We start from the raw sequence: 13,834 nt of genomic DNA, 5'->3' as shown, positions 1-13,834 counted from the left end.
CTTATAATTGTGTAGTGTAGCACATAGCAATAAGAAACTAAAGATTTATTATTAATAACAATGAAAAAGCATCTACTCGTGTTATTGATGCTGATAGTATCAACAACAACCTTTGCTCAAACTAGACTGATCTCAGGTGAGATTTTTGACAAATCAACGCAGGACCCTATTATGCAGGCTACTGTGCAATTATTGAAGAAAGATAGTACCTTTATTATAGGAGCCATATCCAATGAGGATGGTCTCTTTACCATTACTGCCCCTGATAATGGTGATTATCTCCTTAAAATTTCTAGTATCGGTTATAAGTCACTTGTTCGTAAAATTAAGGTGGTAGACGATAAAAACTTATCCATGGGAAAAATTCCTATGACGGGTGATTCGCATATGCTTAAAGGCGTTACGGTAACGGGGCAGGCTGCTAAAGTGGTACTCAAGGAGGATACTTTTGTTTATAATTCTTCGGCGTATCGTACTCCTGAAGGTTCTACGGTAGAAGAATTGGTGAAACGTCTTCCTGGTGCAGAGGTAAGCGATGATGGTACCATCACCATTAATGGTAAAACGGTAAAAAAGATATTGGTAGATGGTAAGGAATTTATGACAGGTGATACAAAGACTGCCCTTAAGAATCTGCCAACTTCTATCGTTGATAAAATTAAGGCTTATGATGAAAAAAGTGATTTAGCCCGTATCACAGGTATTGATGATGGCGAAGAATCTACGGTGCTCGACTTCGGTATGAAGAAGGGTATGAACAAGGGTATGATATCAAATATAGATTTGTCTCTGGGTACAGACAGTCGTTATTCTGAAAAATTAATGGCAGGTATTTTCCAGGATAATAATCGGTTCATGCTTTTCGGAAGTGCCAATAATGTAAATGATATGGGCTTCCCTGGTGGTGGAGGCCGTGGTCGTTTTGGTAGTGGTCGAGATGGTTTGACAGCAACCAAGATGATAGGTGCGAACTATAATTATGAACTGAAAAATAAGTTGAAGCTTGATGCCAGTTTAAGATGGAACCACTCTGATGGCGATGCTTATACAAAGTCTGCTATTGAAAATTTCGTAGGTTCTTCTGCTTATGAGAATAAAATTGCTCAGAATTACACGCGTAGTAATAGCTGGAATGGTAATATGCGATTGGAGTGGAAACCAGACTCGATGACTAATATCATGTTCCGACCATCGTTTAGTTGGTCTACAAGTGATAGTAGAAGTCATTCTTTCTCAGCTGCTTTTCTTTCTAATCCATACCTTAAGGTAGCTGATCCTCTTTCTACTGAGAGCATTATTAGTCTGGCTAAGGATAGTGCTATCGTTAATACACAAGAGGATAACTCTATCTCTTACTCTAAGACTAATAATGTTAAGGGAATGCTGCAGTACAACCGTAAACTTAATAGCATGGGGCGTAACTTTACGTTGCGTGCAGATGCAAGTTATGGCAAGACTGACAGTGAAAGCCTTTCTACAAATGCTACTCATTTATATTTGGTACAGGCAGCAGACGGTTTAGATTCTACCTACCAGACCAATCGATATAATGTAACACCTTCCAAAAATTATAGTTATTCGCTCCAAGCTACTTATAGCGAGCCATTATGGCGTGCCACATTCTTACAGTTTAGTTATAAGTTTACTTATAATCTTAGCAAGAGTGATCGTTCTACCTATGATTTTAGTAATTTGGGCGAAAATTTCTTTGCCGATATAACTCCAGCGTATCGTGGATGGGATAGTTACTTGTCTAAGTTGGCTAATCCTTATACCAGTTACTTGGATGACGAGTTAAGTCGTTCTGCTGAGTATAAGAACTATATTCACGAGATTAATGTGATGATGCGTTTGATCCGTCAGAAATATCAACTCAATTTTGGTGTGATGGTTCAGCCTCAATCTACTAAGTTTACTCAAGATTATCAAGGAGTACATGTAGATACGGTACGTACAGTTACTAATTTCTCACCAACTTTTGATTTCCGTTATCGTTTCTCTAAGGTAAGTAACCTGCGCATTAATTATCGTGGAACTACCTCACAACCAAGCATGACCGACCTGCTCGATATTACTGATGATAGTAATCCTCTTAATATCACAAAAGGTAATCCTGGTTTGAAGCCATCATTCACCAATAAATTCCGTCTGTTCTATAATAATTATATTCAGGCACATCAGCGTGCAATAATGGCTAATGTGAACTTTAGTACCACCCGTAACAGTATAAGCAGTAAGGTAACTTATGATGCACTCACTGGAGGTAGAACAACTCAGCCTGAGAATATTAATGGTAACTGGGATGCAAATGGTGTGTTTATGTTTAACACAGCCATAGACTCTACTGGTTTCTGGAATGTGAATACATTTACGAATGTAGGCTATAATAATTATGTAGGCTATTTGACCTTGGATCAGACCAGTGATTCTCAAAAGAATACTACACGTACACTTACACTCAATGAGCGTTTAGCGGGAAGTTATCGTAATGAATGGCTCGAAATAGAGCTTGATGGTTCTGTTAGGTATACCCATGCACGTAACAAGCTGCAGAGTAGTAGTGATCTCGATACTTGGCAGTTTGCTTATGGAGCTACTGTAAACATTACCTTGCCTTGGGGAATGAGTCTTTCTACAGATCTTCATGAGAATAGTCGTAGAGGTTATGATGATGCTTCTATGAATACGAACGAATTGGTTTGGAATGCACAGTTAGCCCAGAGTTTCCTCAAGGGTAAACCTTTATCGGTGACATTGCAGTTCTATGATATTTTAAAACAGCAAAGTAATTTAAGTCGTACGATTAATGCTACTCGCAGATCGGATGTAGAATATAATAGTATCAATAGTTATGCGATGCTCCATGTCATCTACAGAATGAATCTTTTTGGTTCTAAAGAAGCAAGAAATGCCATGAATAGAGGTGATAGACCAGATAGACCAGATTTTGGTGATAAAAACTTCCAAGGTGGTCGCCCACGTGGTAACTTTGGTGGAAATGGTGGCGGCGGTTTCGGCGGTCCGAGATAAAGTCTGATGCAATAATAAAGCGTTTATTATATATTTAAATTTTAGTAAGGTATGTAAAAAGGGGGAAATAATCAATATGATATTTCCCCCTTAATGATATGATGCTACATTGAGAATTAGTCTTCATCGTCATCTTCATCGTCATCCCAACCAAACATGACAGGGTCGACAAAGGCATCGATAGCACGACGGTCTTTTTTGGTTGGACGTCCTGTACCTCTGGCACGGTCAATAAAACCGCTGATTCGACTCATTTCAAGTAATTCATACTGTTTTGGATCAGTAACGTTCTCATATACATTGATGAGCAGTTTGGCACCTACACGCTTTTCAATACAATCTAAAACACGAAAAGAATAGGTAATAGGTGGTTTCTTTACATGAATAATTTCACCACGTTTAATCATGTGACTTGGTTTTACATTGCTTCCATTAATGGTAACACGACTATTTTTACAAGCATCGGCAGCAATAGATCGCGTCTTGAAGATGCGAGCTGCCCATAGCCATTTGTCTATTCTTGCTGTATCTGCCATAACTGAATATATTAATTACTTCTTTCCAAGTTTGTTGAATTGGTTCATTGTGTTGTCAATACCACTGAGAACGAAACTCTTGATGATTTCGCCACCAAGGTCAATAGCTGGCTGTAGCAGCTTCATATCATCCTCACTGTAATGTCCAAGCACCCAGTCTACTTGTCTGCCACGTGGATAGTCGTTGCCGATACCCATACGTAAGCGTGCATAGTTTTGACCGATAAGCTGTTGAATATGTCCCAGTCCGTTATGCCCACCATTGCTGCCACTAGCTTTTAAGCGGAAAGCACCTAGAGGGAGAGCTACATCGTCACTGATAACGAGTAGATGGCTTTGGTCTATATTCTCTTTGTTAAGCCAGTAGCGAACGGCATTACCACTAAGGTTCATAAATGTTGTAGGCTTCAGAAGAAAGACTTTGCGTCCTTTAATAGAAGTTTCAGCAACAAACCCATATCGCTTATCCTCAAAAACAATATTGGACGCTTTTGCAAAAGCGTCCAATACCATGAAACCTGTATTATGGCGGGTATCCTCATATTCGCTACCAGGATTACCCAAACCACAAATTAAATATTTGTCCATTCAGAACAGTTCGAATTATTCTTCAGTCTGAGCAGCCTGTGCAGCAGCACGAGTCATCTTGATAGAGCAAACTACAACTTCCTTAGGAGTAGCGAGCTCAAGACCCTCGAATGAAAGTTCACCTACCTTAATGCTCTTACCAATCTTCAAAGCAGTAACGTCGATATCGAGGTGCTCTGGAATCTGCTGGTATGGAGCAGTAACGTTGATCTTACGGATAGAAAGGTTCATACGACCACCATCGCGTACACCCTGTGCAAGACCGTTCAACTTAACTGGGATACCAATTGTAATAGGCTTCTGATCGTTAACCTCGTAGAAGTCTACGTGCAATGGAGCGTCTGTTGTAGGGTGGAACTGAATCTCCTTCATGATAGCTGTGTGGCTCTCACCGTCGATAATCAAGTTGATTACATATACGTGAGGAGTGTAGATAATCTTACGGAGTTCCTTAAAAGATACAGCGAAAGAGAAAGCTACTGGAGCACCATTCTCATCTTTCTTCTCACCATACAAGTTACAAGGAACGAAACCTTCCTTACGCAATGCCTTAGAAGCTTTCTTACCAAGGTTCTCACGCTTCTGACCTGTTACATCAATTTCTTTCATAATGTGTTACTCTAAATTAAGTTTAATAATACCGCCTTAATTCGCCATCACACGGATAAGCTCAAAAAAGCTGTGCAAAGGTATACATTTTTTGTGATTCTAACAAATATTCTGGATAAAAACTATAATTTACTGCTTGTTTTCTTGCATATATAGGATAAATACATTACTTTTGCATCGTAATATTACACATTAACAATAAAAAAGTAATCCAAAAATTATTAGAGAATGATTAATAGGGAACTTATAAGAATTAAGATAGTCCAGTTAACCTACGCATACTATCAAAACGGCAACAATAATATGGATAACGCCGAGAAAGAACTGCTTTTCAGTCTTTCTAAGTCATATGATTTGTATAACAATCTCCTCTCTCTTATCGTAGCCATTACTAAAGAAGCTCGTCATCGTGTAGATGTAAATACTGCCCGTGCTCAGCGTGAGGGTACACCTGCACCTTCTGCAAAATTCGCTTACAATAAATTTGCTGTTCAGCTTGAAGAAAACAAGATGCTGAATGAATTTATTGAAAACAAAAAGCAGAATTGGGATGAAGATATAGAATTCGTTCGTCGACTACTCAGTCAAATTGAGCAGAGCGAAGATTATATTACATATATGAATGCCGGTGATTCAGATTACGATACCGATCGTGAATTGTGGCGTAGACTTTATAAACTCTTTATTCAGCGTAATGATGAGCTGGATGGTATTCTTGAAGAGAAAAGCTTATATTGGAATGATGATAAGGAAATCGTTGATACTTTTGTCATCAAAACTATTAAGCGCTTTGAACAGGCTAATAAGGCTGATCAGGAATTGCTTCCAGAATATAAGGATGAAGAGGATCTTGATTTCGCTCGTAAGCTCTTCCGTTCTACCATTCTCAATGCCGACCAATATCAGCGTTATATGAGTGATGCTAGTCGTAACTGGGATTTTAGTCGTCTGGCTTACATGGATGTTGTGATTATGCAGATTGCTATAGCAGAACTTTGTACATTCCCTAATATACCTGCATCAGTTACAATCAACGAGTATGTAAATCTTGCTAAATTATATAGTACTCCTCATAGTGGAAGTTATGTAAACGGTATGCTTGATGGTATAGCTCGTTTCTTGAATGATGAAGGAATCATTGCTAAGCCAATGCCAGAGCGCTCACAGCGTCCTCGACAGGATCATCCTCAGCGCCCACAGCGTCAGCAGCGTCCACAACAGCAGCGTAGTCCTCGTCCTACATTCCGTAGACGTCGTGAGTATTAATTTTTGGAAATAGACAATAAAAAATTTAACGATAATACATATATGATGAACATGATTTTAGCAGCTCAGGCTGCAGCTGGTGGTAATAACTACAGCTTCCTTATTATGATGATAGCTGTATTTGCATTGATGTGGTTCTTTTTTATCCGTCCACAGCAGAAACAGCAGAAGAAAATTCGTCAGTTCCAGAATTCTCTTCAAGAAGGTACAAAAGTTGTCATTGGTGGTGGTATCTATGGTACCGTGAAACATATTGATGATTCTAGTAATAAAGTAAGCGTAGAAATTGCTCGTGGCGTTGTAGTGGAAGTAGAGCGTTCTTACGTTTTTGCTGATGCTCGTCAGCAACAGCCTAATGCTTAAACGAATATTACATATTTTCAGAAACTTTCTATTCGGAACAGCCAATAGAGAGTTTCTGATTTTTTTGTTCTTTCTTGCATTGAGTGGAGCCTTTTGGCTAACGATTTCACTTAATGACACCTATGAACAGGATATTGCTGTGCCCGTACGCTTAGTGGGTGTTCCTCGCCAGGTTGTGATAACGGATGATTTGCCGGATACTATAAAGGTGACAGTACGTGATAAGGGTTTTACGATGCTGACTTATTTGTATGGTAATGAGATTCGTCCTATTCAGTTCAAGTATTCTAGCTATGCGAATGAGCAGACCATGAAGGGTGTCGTTCCTGTGGCAGATTTGCAAAAGGCACTTTATGCGCAACTGTATAACTCGAGTAAGATTGTTGCAATTAAGACAGATGGATTAGAATTCGGATTCAATTATGGTCAACATAAGAGAGTGCCAATCCGTTTGAATGGTGATATCAAGTTTAATCGTTCGTTTTATTTGGCGCATAGTAGATTCTGGCCGGAATATGTCACGGTGTATGGTTCGAAAAAGCAACTTGACAGTATCCAGTATGTTACTACACAGTATCTTAAGATGTCTAATCTTGAAGATACAGTATATCAGATTGTGAACTTGAAAAAGATTAGGGGTGTCAAGATTAAGCCAATGCAGGTAAAAGTAGGACTTTACCCTGATATCATGACAGAAGAGTCTATGGAGGTCAAGATAGAAGCGATTAATATGCCGGCAGGTAAAATGCTTCGCACATTTCCTTCTAAAGTCAAGGTCAGTTTCGTAGTAGGGGCTAGTCAATATAGAAATATACATCCAGAAGACTTTAAAGTTGTCGCTGATTACAACGATTTTGGAAATACCCCTTCTGATAAGTGTACTATTTATATTAAAAAGGCTCCGAAGTATATTAGACATTTGCGTCTGTCAATTGATCAAGTGGATTATCTAATAGAAGAAAACGGATGAAAATAGCTATAACGGGTGGCATTGGTTCGGGCAAATCTGTGATCTGTCAGCGATTAGCCAAAAGAGGTATACAGGTATACGATTGCGATTCTGCTGCCAAGCGGTTGATGCGTACTGATAATCTTTTGCAAAAGCAACTGTGTGAATTAGTAGGTGACGACTGCTATAAGGATGGAGTGTTGCAGAAGAAAATCTTAGCTCAATTTCTTTTGGAGAGTGAAGCTAATAAACAGGCTATAAACGAAATCGTACATCCTGCAGTAGCTCGTGATTTTGAAAATAGTGGATATGATTGGATAGAAAGTGCTATTCTTTTCGAATCTCAGTTTCAGAAGCGTACTCATATAGATAAGGTTGTATGTGTAGTTGCACCTATAGACCTCAGGATAAAGCGCATTATGGTTCGTGATAACATCTCACGAGAGAAAGCGCAGGCATGGATTGATACACAGATACCTCAGGAAGAGGTAAAACAAAGAAGTAATTATGTACTTGTATCTGGGCAAGAGGATATAGAACAGCAGATAGATGCCATGCTGGATAAGATGAAGGCAGATGGTGTATGCTATTCCAAGGGTCCGGAGCAACAAATAGAATAAACATAAAAATAAAGTAATAGAAATGGAAACAATTTTAGCAATTGCAGGTAAACCAGGTCTTTATAAACTGGTAAGTCGTGGTAAGATGAATCTTATCGTTGAAGCTATCGACGCTACACATAAGCGTATGCCAGCTTTCGCGTCTGATCGTGTAACAAGTCTCGCAGACATCGCTATGTATACAGACGAGGAAGATATCGCATTATGGCAGGTCTTCGAGAATGCATGTAAGAAAGAGGGTGGTAAGCCAGCTTCTATCAACTATAAAAAGGTAAGCAGCAAGGAACTTCGCGACTATTTCGCAGAAGTATTGCCAAACTTTGATCAGGATCGCGTTCACGATAGTGATATTAAGAAATTCTTGCAGTGGTACAATATTCTCGTTAACAATGGCATTACAAATTTTAAGGAGATAATGGCTCCTACAGAGGGTGACAATGTTGACGATCGTCTTGAGAACAGTGCTGAATAAGTCGTGCCTAAACTGAGACATCATTTACTGGCAGCCCTTGTTGTTTTTATTTGGGGAGTTACCTTTGTAAATAGCAAGGTGCTGTTGCAGCATGGATTGGAAGCGCATGAGATTTTTACTCTTCGCTTCCTTTTTGCTTATATTTGCATTTGGTTTATTTCGCCACGTCGTATTTGGGCTGATACTTGGAAAGAAGAGTTACAATTCTTCTTGTTGGGTATAACGGGTGGTTCTTTGTATTTTGTTACAGAGAATTTGGCAGTCAAGATAGATTATGTTAATAATGTATCTTTTATCGTCTGTACGGCTCCTTTGCTCACAACTATTCTAGCCATTTTGTTTCTCAAGGATGTGCATGCCACTCGTCCATTAATATCTGGATCAGTTATTGCTACATTAGGAGTGGCTTTGGTTGTTTTTAATGGGCATTTTATTTTGAAACTGCATCCGCTTGGTGATTTGCTGGCGTTTTTAGCAGCATTATGTTGGGCGATATACAGTATTCAGTTACGGAGCATTGGCAGAAAATATGGGGCCATATTTATTACACGCAAAGTGTTTTTCTATGGTTTGTTAACCATACTTCCCATGTTTATATTTCAACCTTGGTCGTTCTCTTTACGGGTACTTCTACAGCCTGTTGTATGGGGAAATTTACTTTTTTTAGGTGTGGTGGCAAGTTTCAGTTGTTTTCTGCTCTGGAGTTGGGTAAGTAAAAAATTGGGAGCCTTGGTAGCAAGTAATTATATTTATCTGAATCCGGTAAGTACAGTTGTAGCTTCTGCCTTAGTACTTGATGAGCCGATGACCTGGTTAGCATATTTAGGATCAGCGTTGATTCTTATAGGTGTTTATTTTTCTAATAAGTAATAATAAAAGATAGCGTATCTATGAATACCTTATTATTAAGTTTTGCCACTAGCATGACATGGCTTAATGTCATATTGCTGATTGCAGGAGTTGTAATCGTTCTTAAAGGTGCAGACTGGCTTACGGATGGAGCTGTTGGTATAGCTGAAAAAATGGGTATACCTCAGTTGGTGATTGGTCTAACGATTGTGGCTATGGGAACCTCTATGCCGGAATTGTGCGTCAGTTTGGTATCAGCACTCAAAAATACACCAGATCTTGCCGTTGGTAATGTGGTTGGTTCTAATACATTTAACACACTTTTAATAGTAGGTTGTGCAGCAATGGTGGCTCCGATAACCGTGCTTCATTCTACGGTGAAGAAGGATATCCCATTTACATTTATTGCTTCTATGTTTCTGTTTATTATGTGCGTAGATGGAAAAATATCTCGTTTGGATGCAGCTATTTTGCTCATCTTTTTCATTCTCTTTATGGTATTAACCTTGCGTACAGCAAAACAGACACCATCAGATGTTGAATTATCAGGCAAAAAGCCAATAGCTACAGGTAAGGCGATACTTTTACTAATTATTGGTATGGCAGGGTTAGTGTTGGGTAGTAATGTATTTGTAGACAATGCTTCTTTTGTTGCAGCTCAACTTGGTGTAAGCGATGCTATAATTGGTTTAACCATTGTAGCTGGAGGAACCTCAATGCCTGAACTTGCTACAAGTATTGTTTCAGCTCGTAAGGGTGACAGTGGTATTGCCATTGGTAATGTGTTGGGTAGTAATGTATTTAATATTCTAATGATATTGGGTGTTACTGGCGTTATTTCACCGATGACGATTCAAGGTATTACCACACTTGACCTTTCTATGCTCATTATCAGCATGACCATGTTTTGGTTGTTCTCGTTTACAAAGTATCGGGTAGAGCGATGGGAGGGGCTTGTTCTTTCACTTACTTATATAGGATATTTGAGCTATCTGATCATTAACTTATAATTTATCTTTCTGTTTGAAGATAAGTCAATAATAAAGGGAGAAATTGAAATGTCATTTTCAGTTTCTCCCTATATTATTGGTAGTATTCAGAATATGATTTGTCTTTTGAATAGTGCAATAAAGTAGCAACAAATATATCTGTTATTATTTTCCAAAGGTTTCGTCCATGAAAGTGTAGAATGCTGGATCTTCGCCAACTATAGTCTTAACAATCTTTCCGTCAGGTCCCACGAGAATTTTGGTAGGGAAGCCTTGGATAGCATAATCACGGAGCACTTTGTTATCACTACTTCTTGGGTTATATACATGTAGCCAGTTGAGATTGTATTTCTCTACAGCAGCTTTCCACTTATCTTCCTTATCATTGCAGTCGATACCTAAGATTTCGAATTTGCCTTTGTATTTTTCGTAATATTCCTTCATTTTTGGCATACCCTTAATACACCAGATGCACCATGACCCCCAAAAGTCGAGAAGAACATATTTGCCACGTAGGTTAGAAAGTGATAAAGGTTTGCCATTGATATCGTTTAAAGTGAAATCAGGAGCAATAACTCCTGCAGCTTGTGCCTTTGCAGCAGCAGCTTCCGCTTCCTGTTGTGCTTTAATGCGCATCTTGTTTTGTGCAATGAGAGCTGTATAGTATTCTTTCATACGACCATTTTTTACTCGGTCTGAAAGCATAGTTACAGCATTGTCCATTTCCTCTGGAGTTAATAAATTAGGAATGATGGCAGCACTTGCTTCATAATCAGGATGCAACTTGATAAAGTTCTTAATTGCATCGGAATACTTCTGATTGTCCTCTGTTTTCATGGCTTCTTCCATCATCAAGTCAGCCTCATGATACTGACTGTAAAACTTAGAACCATTTACATCAAAACGGCTGGCGATGTCTCCTTTAAGTTCCATTTTCTCATTAGGAACAGCAATCATCGTGAAAGCATTTCTGTTTTCGCCGCGAAGAGCACCACTATTTGCAAACATGATGTCTGTTGGCTTTTGGAGGTTAAGAGTAAACGCAAATTTGTTATTCTTTACCAAAACGGTATCGATAGGCTTGTTTTGATTGTTGAGGATGATGATAGTATCACCCATACCTTTCATTTCACCCTTAATTTGGAGTTTCCCAGATTGTGCATTTACTGCTTGAGCAGAAAGCAATAGAGTTAAGCCGAATAAAATCTTTTTCATCTTATTTCTTCTTTATATTTGTGTTTCTGTTTAAAATATTGTTCCCTTCTAAATACTTAGAAATGTTCGCATTTTATTTAAATTATCTTGCAAAGATACAAGATTTTTAGTAAAGTACTACTTGTTTTGAAAAAAATGTGTAATTTTGCAGTCCAATTTAAACACGACTAGTGGATAGAATTTATCGAGTGCTTGGTCAACCTCGTAAAAAACAAGAACAATGGAACAAAAACGTAAAATGGTGAGTGTACTATTTATGCTTTTCAGTATACTCTTTTGTGTATGTTTGATAACAGCAAACGTACTCGAAACAAAGCAAATTCAAGTAGGTGCTATTAGTTTGACAGGAGGACTGATAGTTTTCCCTGTTTCGTACATTATTAATGATTGCGTATGTGAAGTTTGGGGGTATCGTAAGGCTCGTCTTCTTATATGGGTGGGTTTTCTTATGAACTTTTTCTTTGTCTCATTGGGTGCCCTGTGTGACTGGATTCCTGGCGCTTCATATTGGACTAATGATGCAGGTTTTCATGCTATATTCGGGTTGGCACCTCGCATTGCAGCAGCTTCGTTTATAGCTTTTTTGGTAGGTAGTTTCGTTAATGCGTATGTCATGAGTCGTATGAAGATACGCGATGGTGGACGTCATTTTTCAAGTCGTGCTATTTGGAGTACAGTATTGGGCGAAAGTGCAGACAGCTTGATATTTTTCCCGTTAGCATTGAGCGGAATAGTACCTACAGTAGAATTATTTAAACTTATGATCTGGCAGGTATTGCTTAAGACTGTTTACGAAATTATCGTATTGCCAATTACCATATGTGTGGTAAAAGCATTAAAAGATCATGAGGGTGAAGATGTCTATGATGAAGGCATTTCATACAACGTTTTGAAAATATTTAATTTATAAGCATTATGTCAAATAATCCTCAGAATCGTAAGGATGAAGGTCTGAAATCTTTAGGTGCGAAGACTCAGTATAGTCTTGATTATGCACCAGAAGTGCTTGAGACATTCCAAAATAAGCATCCGATGAATGACTATTGGGTGCAATTTAACTGTCCGGAGTTCACATCACTCTGTCCTATTACAGGTCAGCCTGATTTTGCGGAAATTCGTATTAGCTATATTCCTGCAGAAAAGATGGTTGAAAGTAAGAGTTTGAAACTCTATCTTTTTAGTTTCCGTAATCATGGTGATTTCCACGAAGACTGTGTTAACATCATCATGAAGGACTTAATCAAGTTGATGGAACCTAAGTATATAGAGGTAACTGGATATTTTACCCCTCGTGGTGGTATTAGTATTTATCCTTTTGCCAATTATGGATTACCAGGTACCAAATATGAAAAAATGGCAGAATTTCGCTTTATGAATCATAATATGAGCAAATGATTTTTTGCCATAAAAAAATGGAAATAGTTCTTTTGCTATTTCCATTTTTTATGTTTAAGTGTAAATATATTTATTGTAATTCCTGTTTTTGTCTTTCAGCTTGTTTGTTAACAGCAGCCTTAGCTTTCTCGTTTACGGTTTTAGCATCTTTACGATGGTATGAGAAAATCTCTTTATTCTTGGTAGAACGAATTGCAAGAGAATCATCATGTAAATATACGAACTCAAACGTGTCTCTCTTTTCTTTTTCGTTGTAAACAATGTTGTTGTATTCAACTCGGCCTTGTACCAAAATAAGCTTTCCATTGTAGGCATGCCACTCGGTATAGTGAGGTACTTCTGGATATTTTACAGGACTTTCTTCGTCATTACTACCATAAATTCGTCCGATAGCCTGAGCTTTGCTTTGGCGTGAAAGAGTAAATCCATATTCACGAGGTACAAGATAAGTCTCTTTAATAGAGTCTGGCATATTCTCAAACATCTCACGAATTTGTTTTCTGCTTATACCGCTGATATCCTTAAATACAGGTTTGACAGCGTGTGTCCATGTACCTTTAACTTGGTCAAGGTCGATAACCATGCGGGCAGAGTTCTTGCTGTCAGCTTGAGGAATAACACATATCCAGTCGCCAATACTAGGTGTACCAAATACTTGATGATTATTCATAGCCCAAACTATACGATATTTTATAGGATCTCCACCTTGGTTTGGTAGCAGTACGACAGCAGAGTCGTTAGTTCCCTCACATGCCAATCCATAGATGGCAGAGTCTCCCTTTGCATTTTGAGACATACTGATAGCCATTTTGTCATTACGAGGAACTCTTCTCTTCTTATTTTTGCACGAAGGTAGTAGGAAAAAAACCGCTAGAAGTACTATTAATAGTGTTTTAATTTTCATAACTTCTCTTTTTGCCCGCAAAGATAATGCAATATTTGTAAAAAATGAA

The 13,834-nt window shown here is 38.4% G+C and carries 15 protein-coding genes; 10 read left to right on the top strand and 5 right to left on the bottom strand.

Annotated elements, in window-relative coordinates:
- The first annotated feature begins 60 nt into the window (after nucleotides 1-60).
- On the top strand, nucleotides 61-3,030 hold the full coding sequence (locus L6469_RS05985; protein ID WP_074802877.1) for a TonB-dependent receptor: 2,970 nt from the start codon (nucleotides 61-63) through the stop codon (nucleotides 3,028-3,030).
- Nucleotides 3,031-3,146: 116 nt separating this feature from the next.
- Here the strand turns inward: L6469_RS05985 and L6469_RS05980 are convergent, their stop codons facing one another.
- From L6469_RS05980 to L6469_RS05970, 3 genes are read right to left on the bottom strand one after another with little or no spacing between them, the layout of a single operon-like run.
- Nucleotides 3,147-3,566, bottom strand: a complete 420-nt coding sequence (locus L6469_RS05980) for an RNA-binding S4 domain-containing protein (RefSeq protein ID WP_006281751.1) — start codon at nucleotides 3,564-3,566, stop codon at nucleotides 3,147-3,149.
- Between the two features lie 15 nt (nucleotides 3,567-3,581).
- Nucleotides 3,582-4,154: an aminoacyl-tRNA hydrolase gene (pth, locus tag L6469_RS05975; protein ID WP_006281752.1), complete on the bottom strand. Its 573-nt coding sequence runs from the start codon at nucleotides 4,152-4,154 to the stop codon at nucleotides 3,582-3,584.
- A 15-nt stretch (nucleotides 4,155-4,169) separates the two neighbouring features.
- Nucleotides 4,170-4,763 (bottom strand): 50S ribosomal protein L25/general stress protein Ctc, encoded by a 594-nt coding sequence (locus L6469_RS05970; RefSeq protein ID WP_006281753.1) that lies wholly within the window; start codon nucleotides 4,761-4,763, stop codon nucleotides 4,170-4,172.
- A 228-nt stretch (nucleotides 4,764-4,991) separates the two neighbouring features.
- Between L6469_RS05970 and nusB the strand changes: the two genes are divergently transcribed.
- From nusB to L6469_RS05935, 7 genes are read left to right on the top strand one after another with little or no spacing between them, the layout of a single operon-like run.
- Entirely contained in the window at nucleotides 4,992-6,029 is a 1,038-nt protein-coding gene (gene nusB, locus L6469_RS05965; protein WP_074802880.1) for a transcription antitermination factor NusB, read from the top strand.
- A gap of 42 nt (nucleotides 6,030-6,071) precedes the next feature.
- Nucleotides 6,072-6,392 (top strand): preprotein translocase subunit YajC, encoded by a 321-nt coding sequence (gene yajC, locus L6469_RS05960; protein WP_027452993.1) that lies wholly within the window; start codon nucleotides 6,072-6,074, stop codon nucleotides 6,390-6,392.
- Complete coding sequence (locus tag L6469_RS05955) at nucleotides 6,385-7,362, top strand: CdaR family protein (protein ID WP_006281756.1); 978 nt, start codon at nucleotides 6,385-6,387, stop codon at nucleotides 7,360-7,362. Before yajC ends, L6469_RS05955 begins: the two co-directional genes overlap by 8 nt.
- A complete protein-coding gene (gene coaE / locus L6469_RS05950) occupies nucleotides 7,359-7,961 on the top strand; it encodes a dephospho-CoA kinase (RefSeq protein ID WP_006281757.1) in 603 nt (200 codons plus the stop codon). Before L6469_RS05955 ends, coaE begins: the two co-directional genes overlap by 4 nt.
- A gap of 22 nt (nucleotides 7,962-7,983) precedes the next feature.
- A complete protein-coding gene (locus L6469_RS05945; protein ID WP_006281758.1) occupies nucleotides 7,984-8,433 on the top strand; it encodes a DUF5606 domain-containing protein in 450 nt (149 codons plus the stop codon).
- A gap of 3 nt (nucleotides 8,434-8,436) precedes the next feature.
- Complete coding sequence (locus L6469_RS05940) at nucleotides 8,437-9,303, top strand: DMT family transporter (protein WP_006281759.1); 867 nt, start codon at nucleotides 8,437-8,439, stop codon at nucleotides 9,301-9,303.
- 20 nt (nucleotides 9,304-9,323) lie between these two features.
- Entirely contained in the window at nucleotides 9,324-10,292 is a 969-nt protein-coding gene (locus tag L6469_RS05935; protein WP_006281760.1) for a calcium/sodium antiporter, read from the top strand.
- Nucleotides 10,293-10,436: 144 nt separating this feature from the next.
- Here L6469_RS05935 and L6469_RS05930 read toward each other — a convergent pair whose 3' ends face one another.
- Complete coding sequence (locus L6469_RS05930) at nucleotides 10,437-11,486, bottom strand: TlpA disulfide reductase family protein (protein ID WP_006281761.1); 1,050 nt, start codon at nucleotides 11,484-11,486, stop codon at nucleotides 10,437-10,439.
- Nucleotides 11,487-11,706: 220 nt separating this feature from the next.
- On the opposite strand from L6469_RS05930, the gene L6469_RS05925 reads away from it, so the two are divergent.
- Both L6469_RS05925 and queF read left to right on the top strand, forming a co-directional pair.
- Nucleotides 11,707-12,396 carry a queuosine precursor transporter gene (locus tag L6469_RS05925; protein WP_027452989.1) on the top strand — a complete coding sequence of 230 codons (690 nt, stop codon included), beginning with the start codon at nucleotides 11,707-11,709 and terminating at the stop codon, nucleotides 12,394-12,396.
- A 5-nt stretch (nucleotides 12,397-12,401) separates the two neighbouring features.
- Nucleotides 12,402-12,881 carry a preQ(1) synthase gene (gene queF, locus L6469_RS05920; protein ID WP_006281763.1) on the top strand — a complete coding sequence of 160 codons (480 nt, stop codon included), beginning with the start codon at nucleotides 12,402-12,404 and terminating at the stop codon, nucleotides 12,879-12,881.
- Nucleotides 12,882-12,951: 70 nt separating this feature from the next.
- On the opposite strand, the gene L6469_RS05915 is transcribed toward queF, so the two are convergent.
- Nucleotides 12,952-13,785: a hypothetical protein gene (locus tag L6469_RS05915; RefSeq protein ID WP_006281764.1), complete on the bottom strand. Its 834-nt coding sequence runs from the start codon at nucleotides 13,783-13,785 to the stop codon at nucleotides 12,952-12,954.
- Nucleotides 13,786-13,834: the final 49 nt, after the last annotated feature.

Origin of the sequence: Segatella baroniae B14 (assembly GCF_022024235.1) — a bacterium.
Taxonomy (GTDB): Bacteria; Bacteroidota; Bacteroidia; order Bacteroidales; family Bacteroidaceae; genus Prevotella; species Prevotella bryantii.
This window is presented reverse-complemented; position numbering and strand designations above follow the sequence as displayed.

Coding starts and splice junctions, on each gene's coding strand:
- L6469_RS05915 (WP_006281764.1), bottom strand. CDS start 13,785: ATGAAAATTAAAACACTATTAATAGTACTTCTAGCGGTTTTTTTCCTA.
- nusB (WP_074802880.1), top strand. CDS start 4,992: ATGATTAATAGGGAACTTATAAGAATTAAGATAGTCCAGTTAACCTAC.
- L6469_RS05945 (WP_006281758.1), top strand. CDS start 7,984: ATGGAAACAATTTTAGCAATTGCAGGTAAACCAGGTCTTTATAAACTG.
- coaE (WP_006281757.1), top strand. CDS start 7,359: ATGAAAATAGCTATAACGGGTGGCATTGGTTCGGGCAAATCTGTGATC.
- yajC (WP_027452993.1), top strand. CDS start 6,072: ATGATGAACATGATTTTAGCAGCTCAGGCTGCAGCTGGTGGTAATAAC.
- L6469_RS05985 (WP_074802877.1), top strand. CDS start 61: ATGAAAAAGCATCTACTCGTGTTATTGATGCTGATAGTATCAACAACA.
- L6469_RS05970 (WP_006281753.1), bottom strand. CDS start 4,763: ATGAAAGAAATTGATGTAACAGGTCAGAAGCGTGAGAACCTTGGTAAG.
- L6469_RS05925 (WP_027452989.1), top strand. CDS start 11,707: ATGGAACAAAAACGTAAAATGGTGAGTGTACTATTTATGCTTTTCAGT.
- L6469_RS05935 (WP_006281760.1), top strand. CDS start 9,324: ATGAATACCTTATTATTAAGTTTTGCCACTAGCATGACATGGCTTAAT.
- queF (WP_006281763.1), top strand. CDS start 12,402: ATGTCAAATAATCCTCAGAATCGTAAGGATGAAGGTCTGAAATCTTTA.
- L6469_RS05980 (WP_006281751.1), bottom strand. CDS start 3,566: ATGGCAGATACAGCAAGAATAGACAAATGGCTATGGGCAGCTCGCATC.
- pth (WP_006281752.1), bottom strand. CDS start 4,154: ATGGACAAATATTTAATTTGTGGTTTGGGTAATCCTGGTAGCGAATAT.
- L6469_RS05930 (WP_006281761.1), bottom strand. CDS start 11,486: ATGAAAAAGATTTTATTCGGCTTAACTCTATTGCTTTCTGCTCAAGCA.
- L6469_RS05955 (WP_006281756.1), top strand. CDS start 6,385: ATGCTTAAACGAATATTACATATTTTCAGAAACTTTCTATTCGGAACA.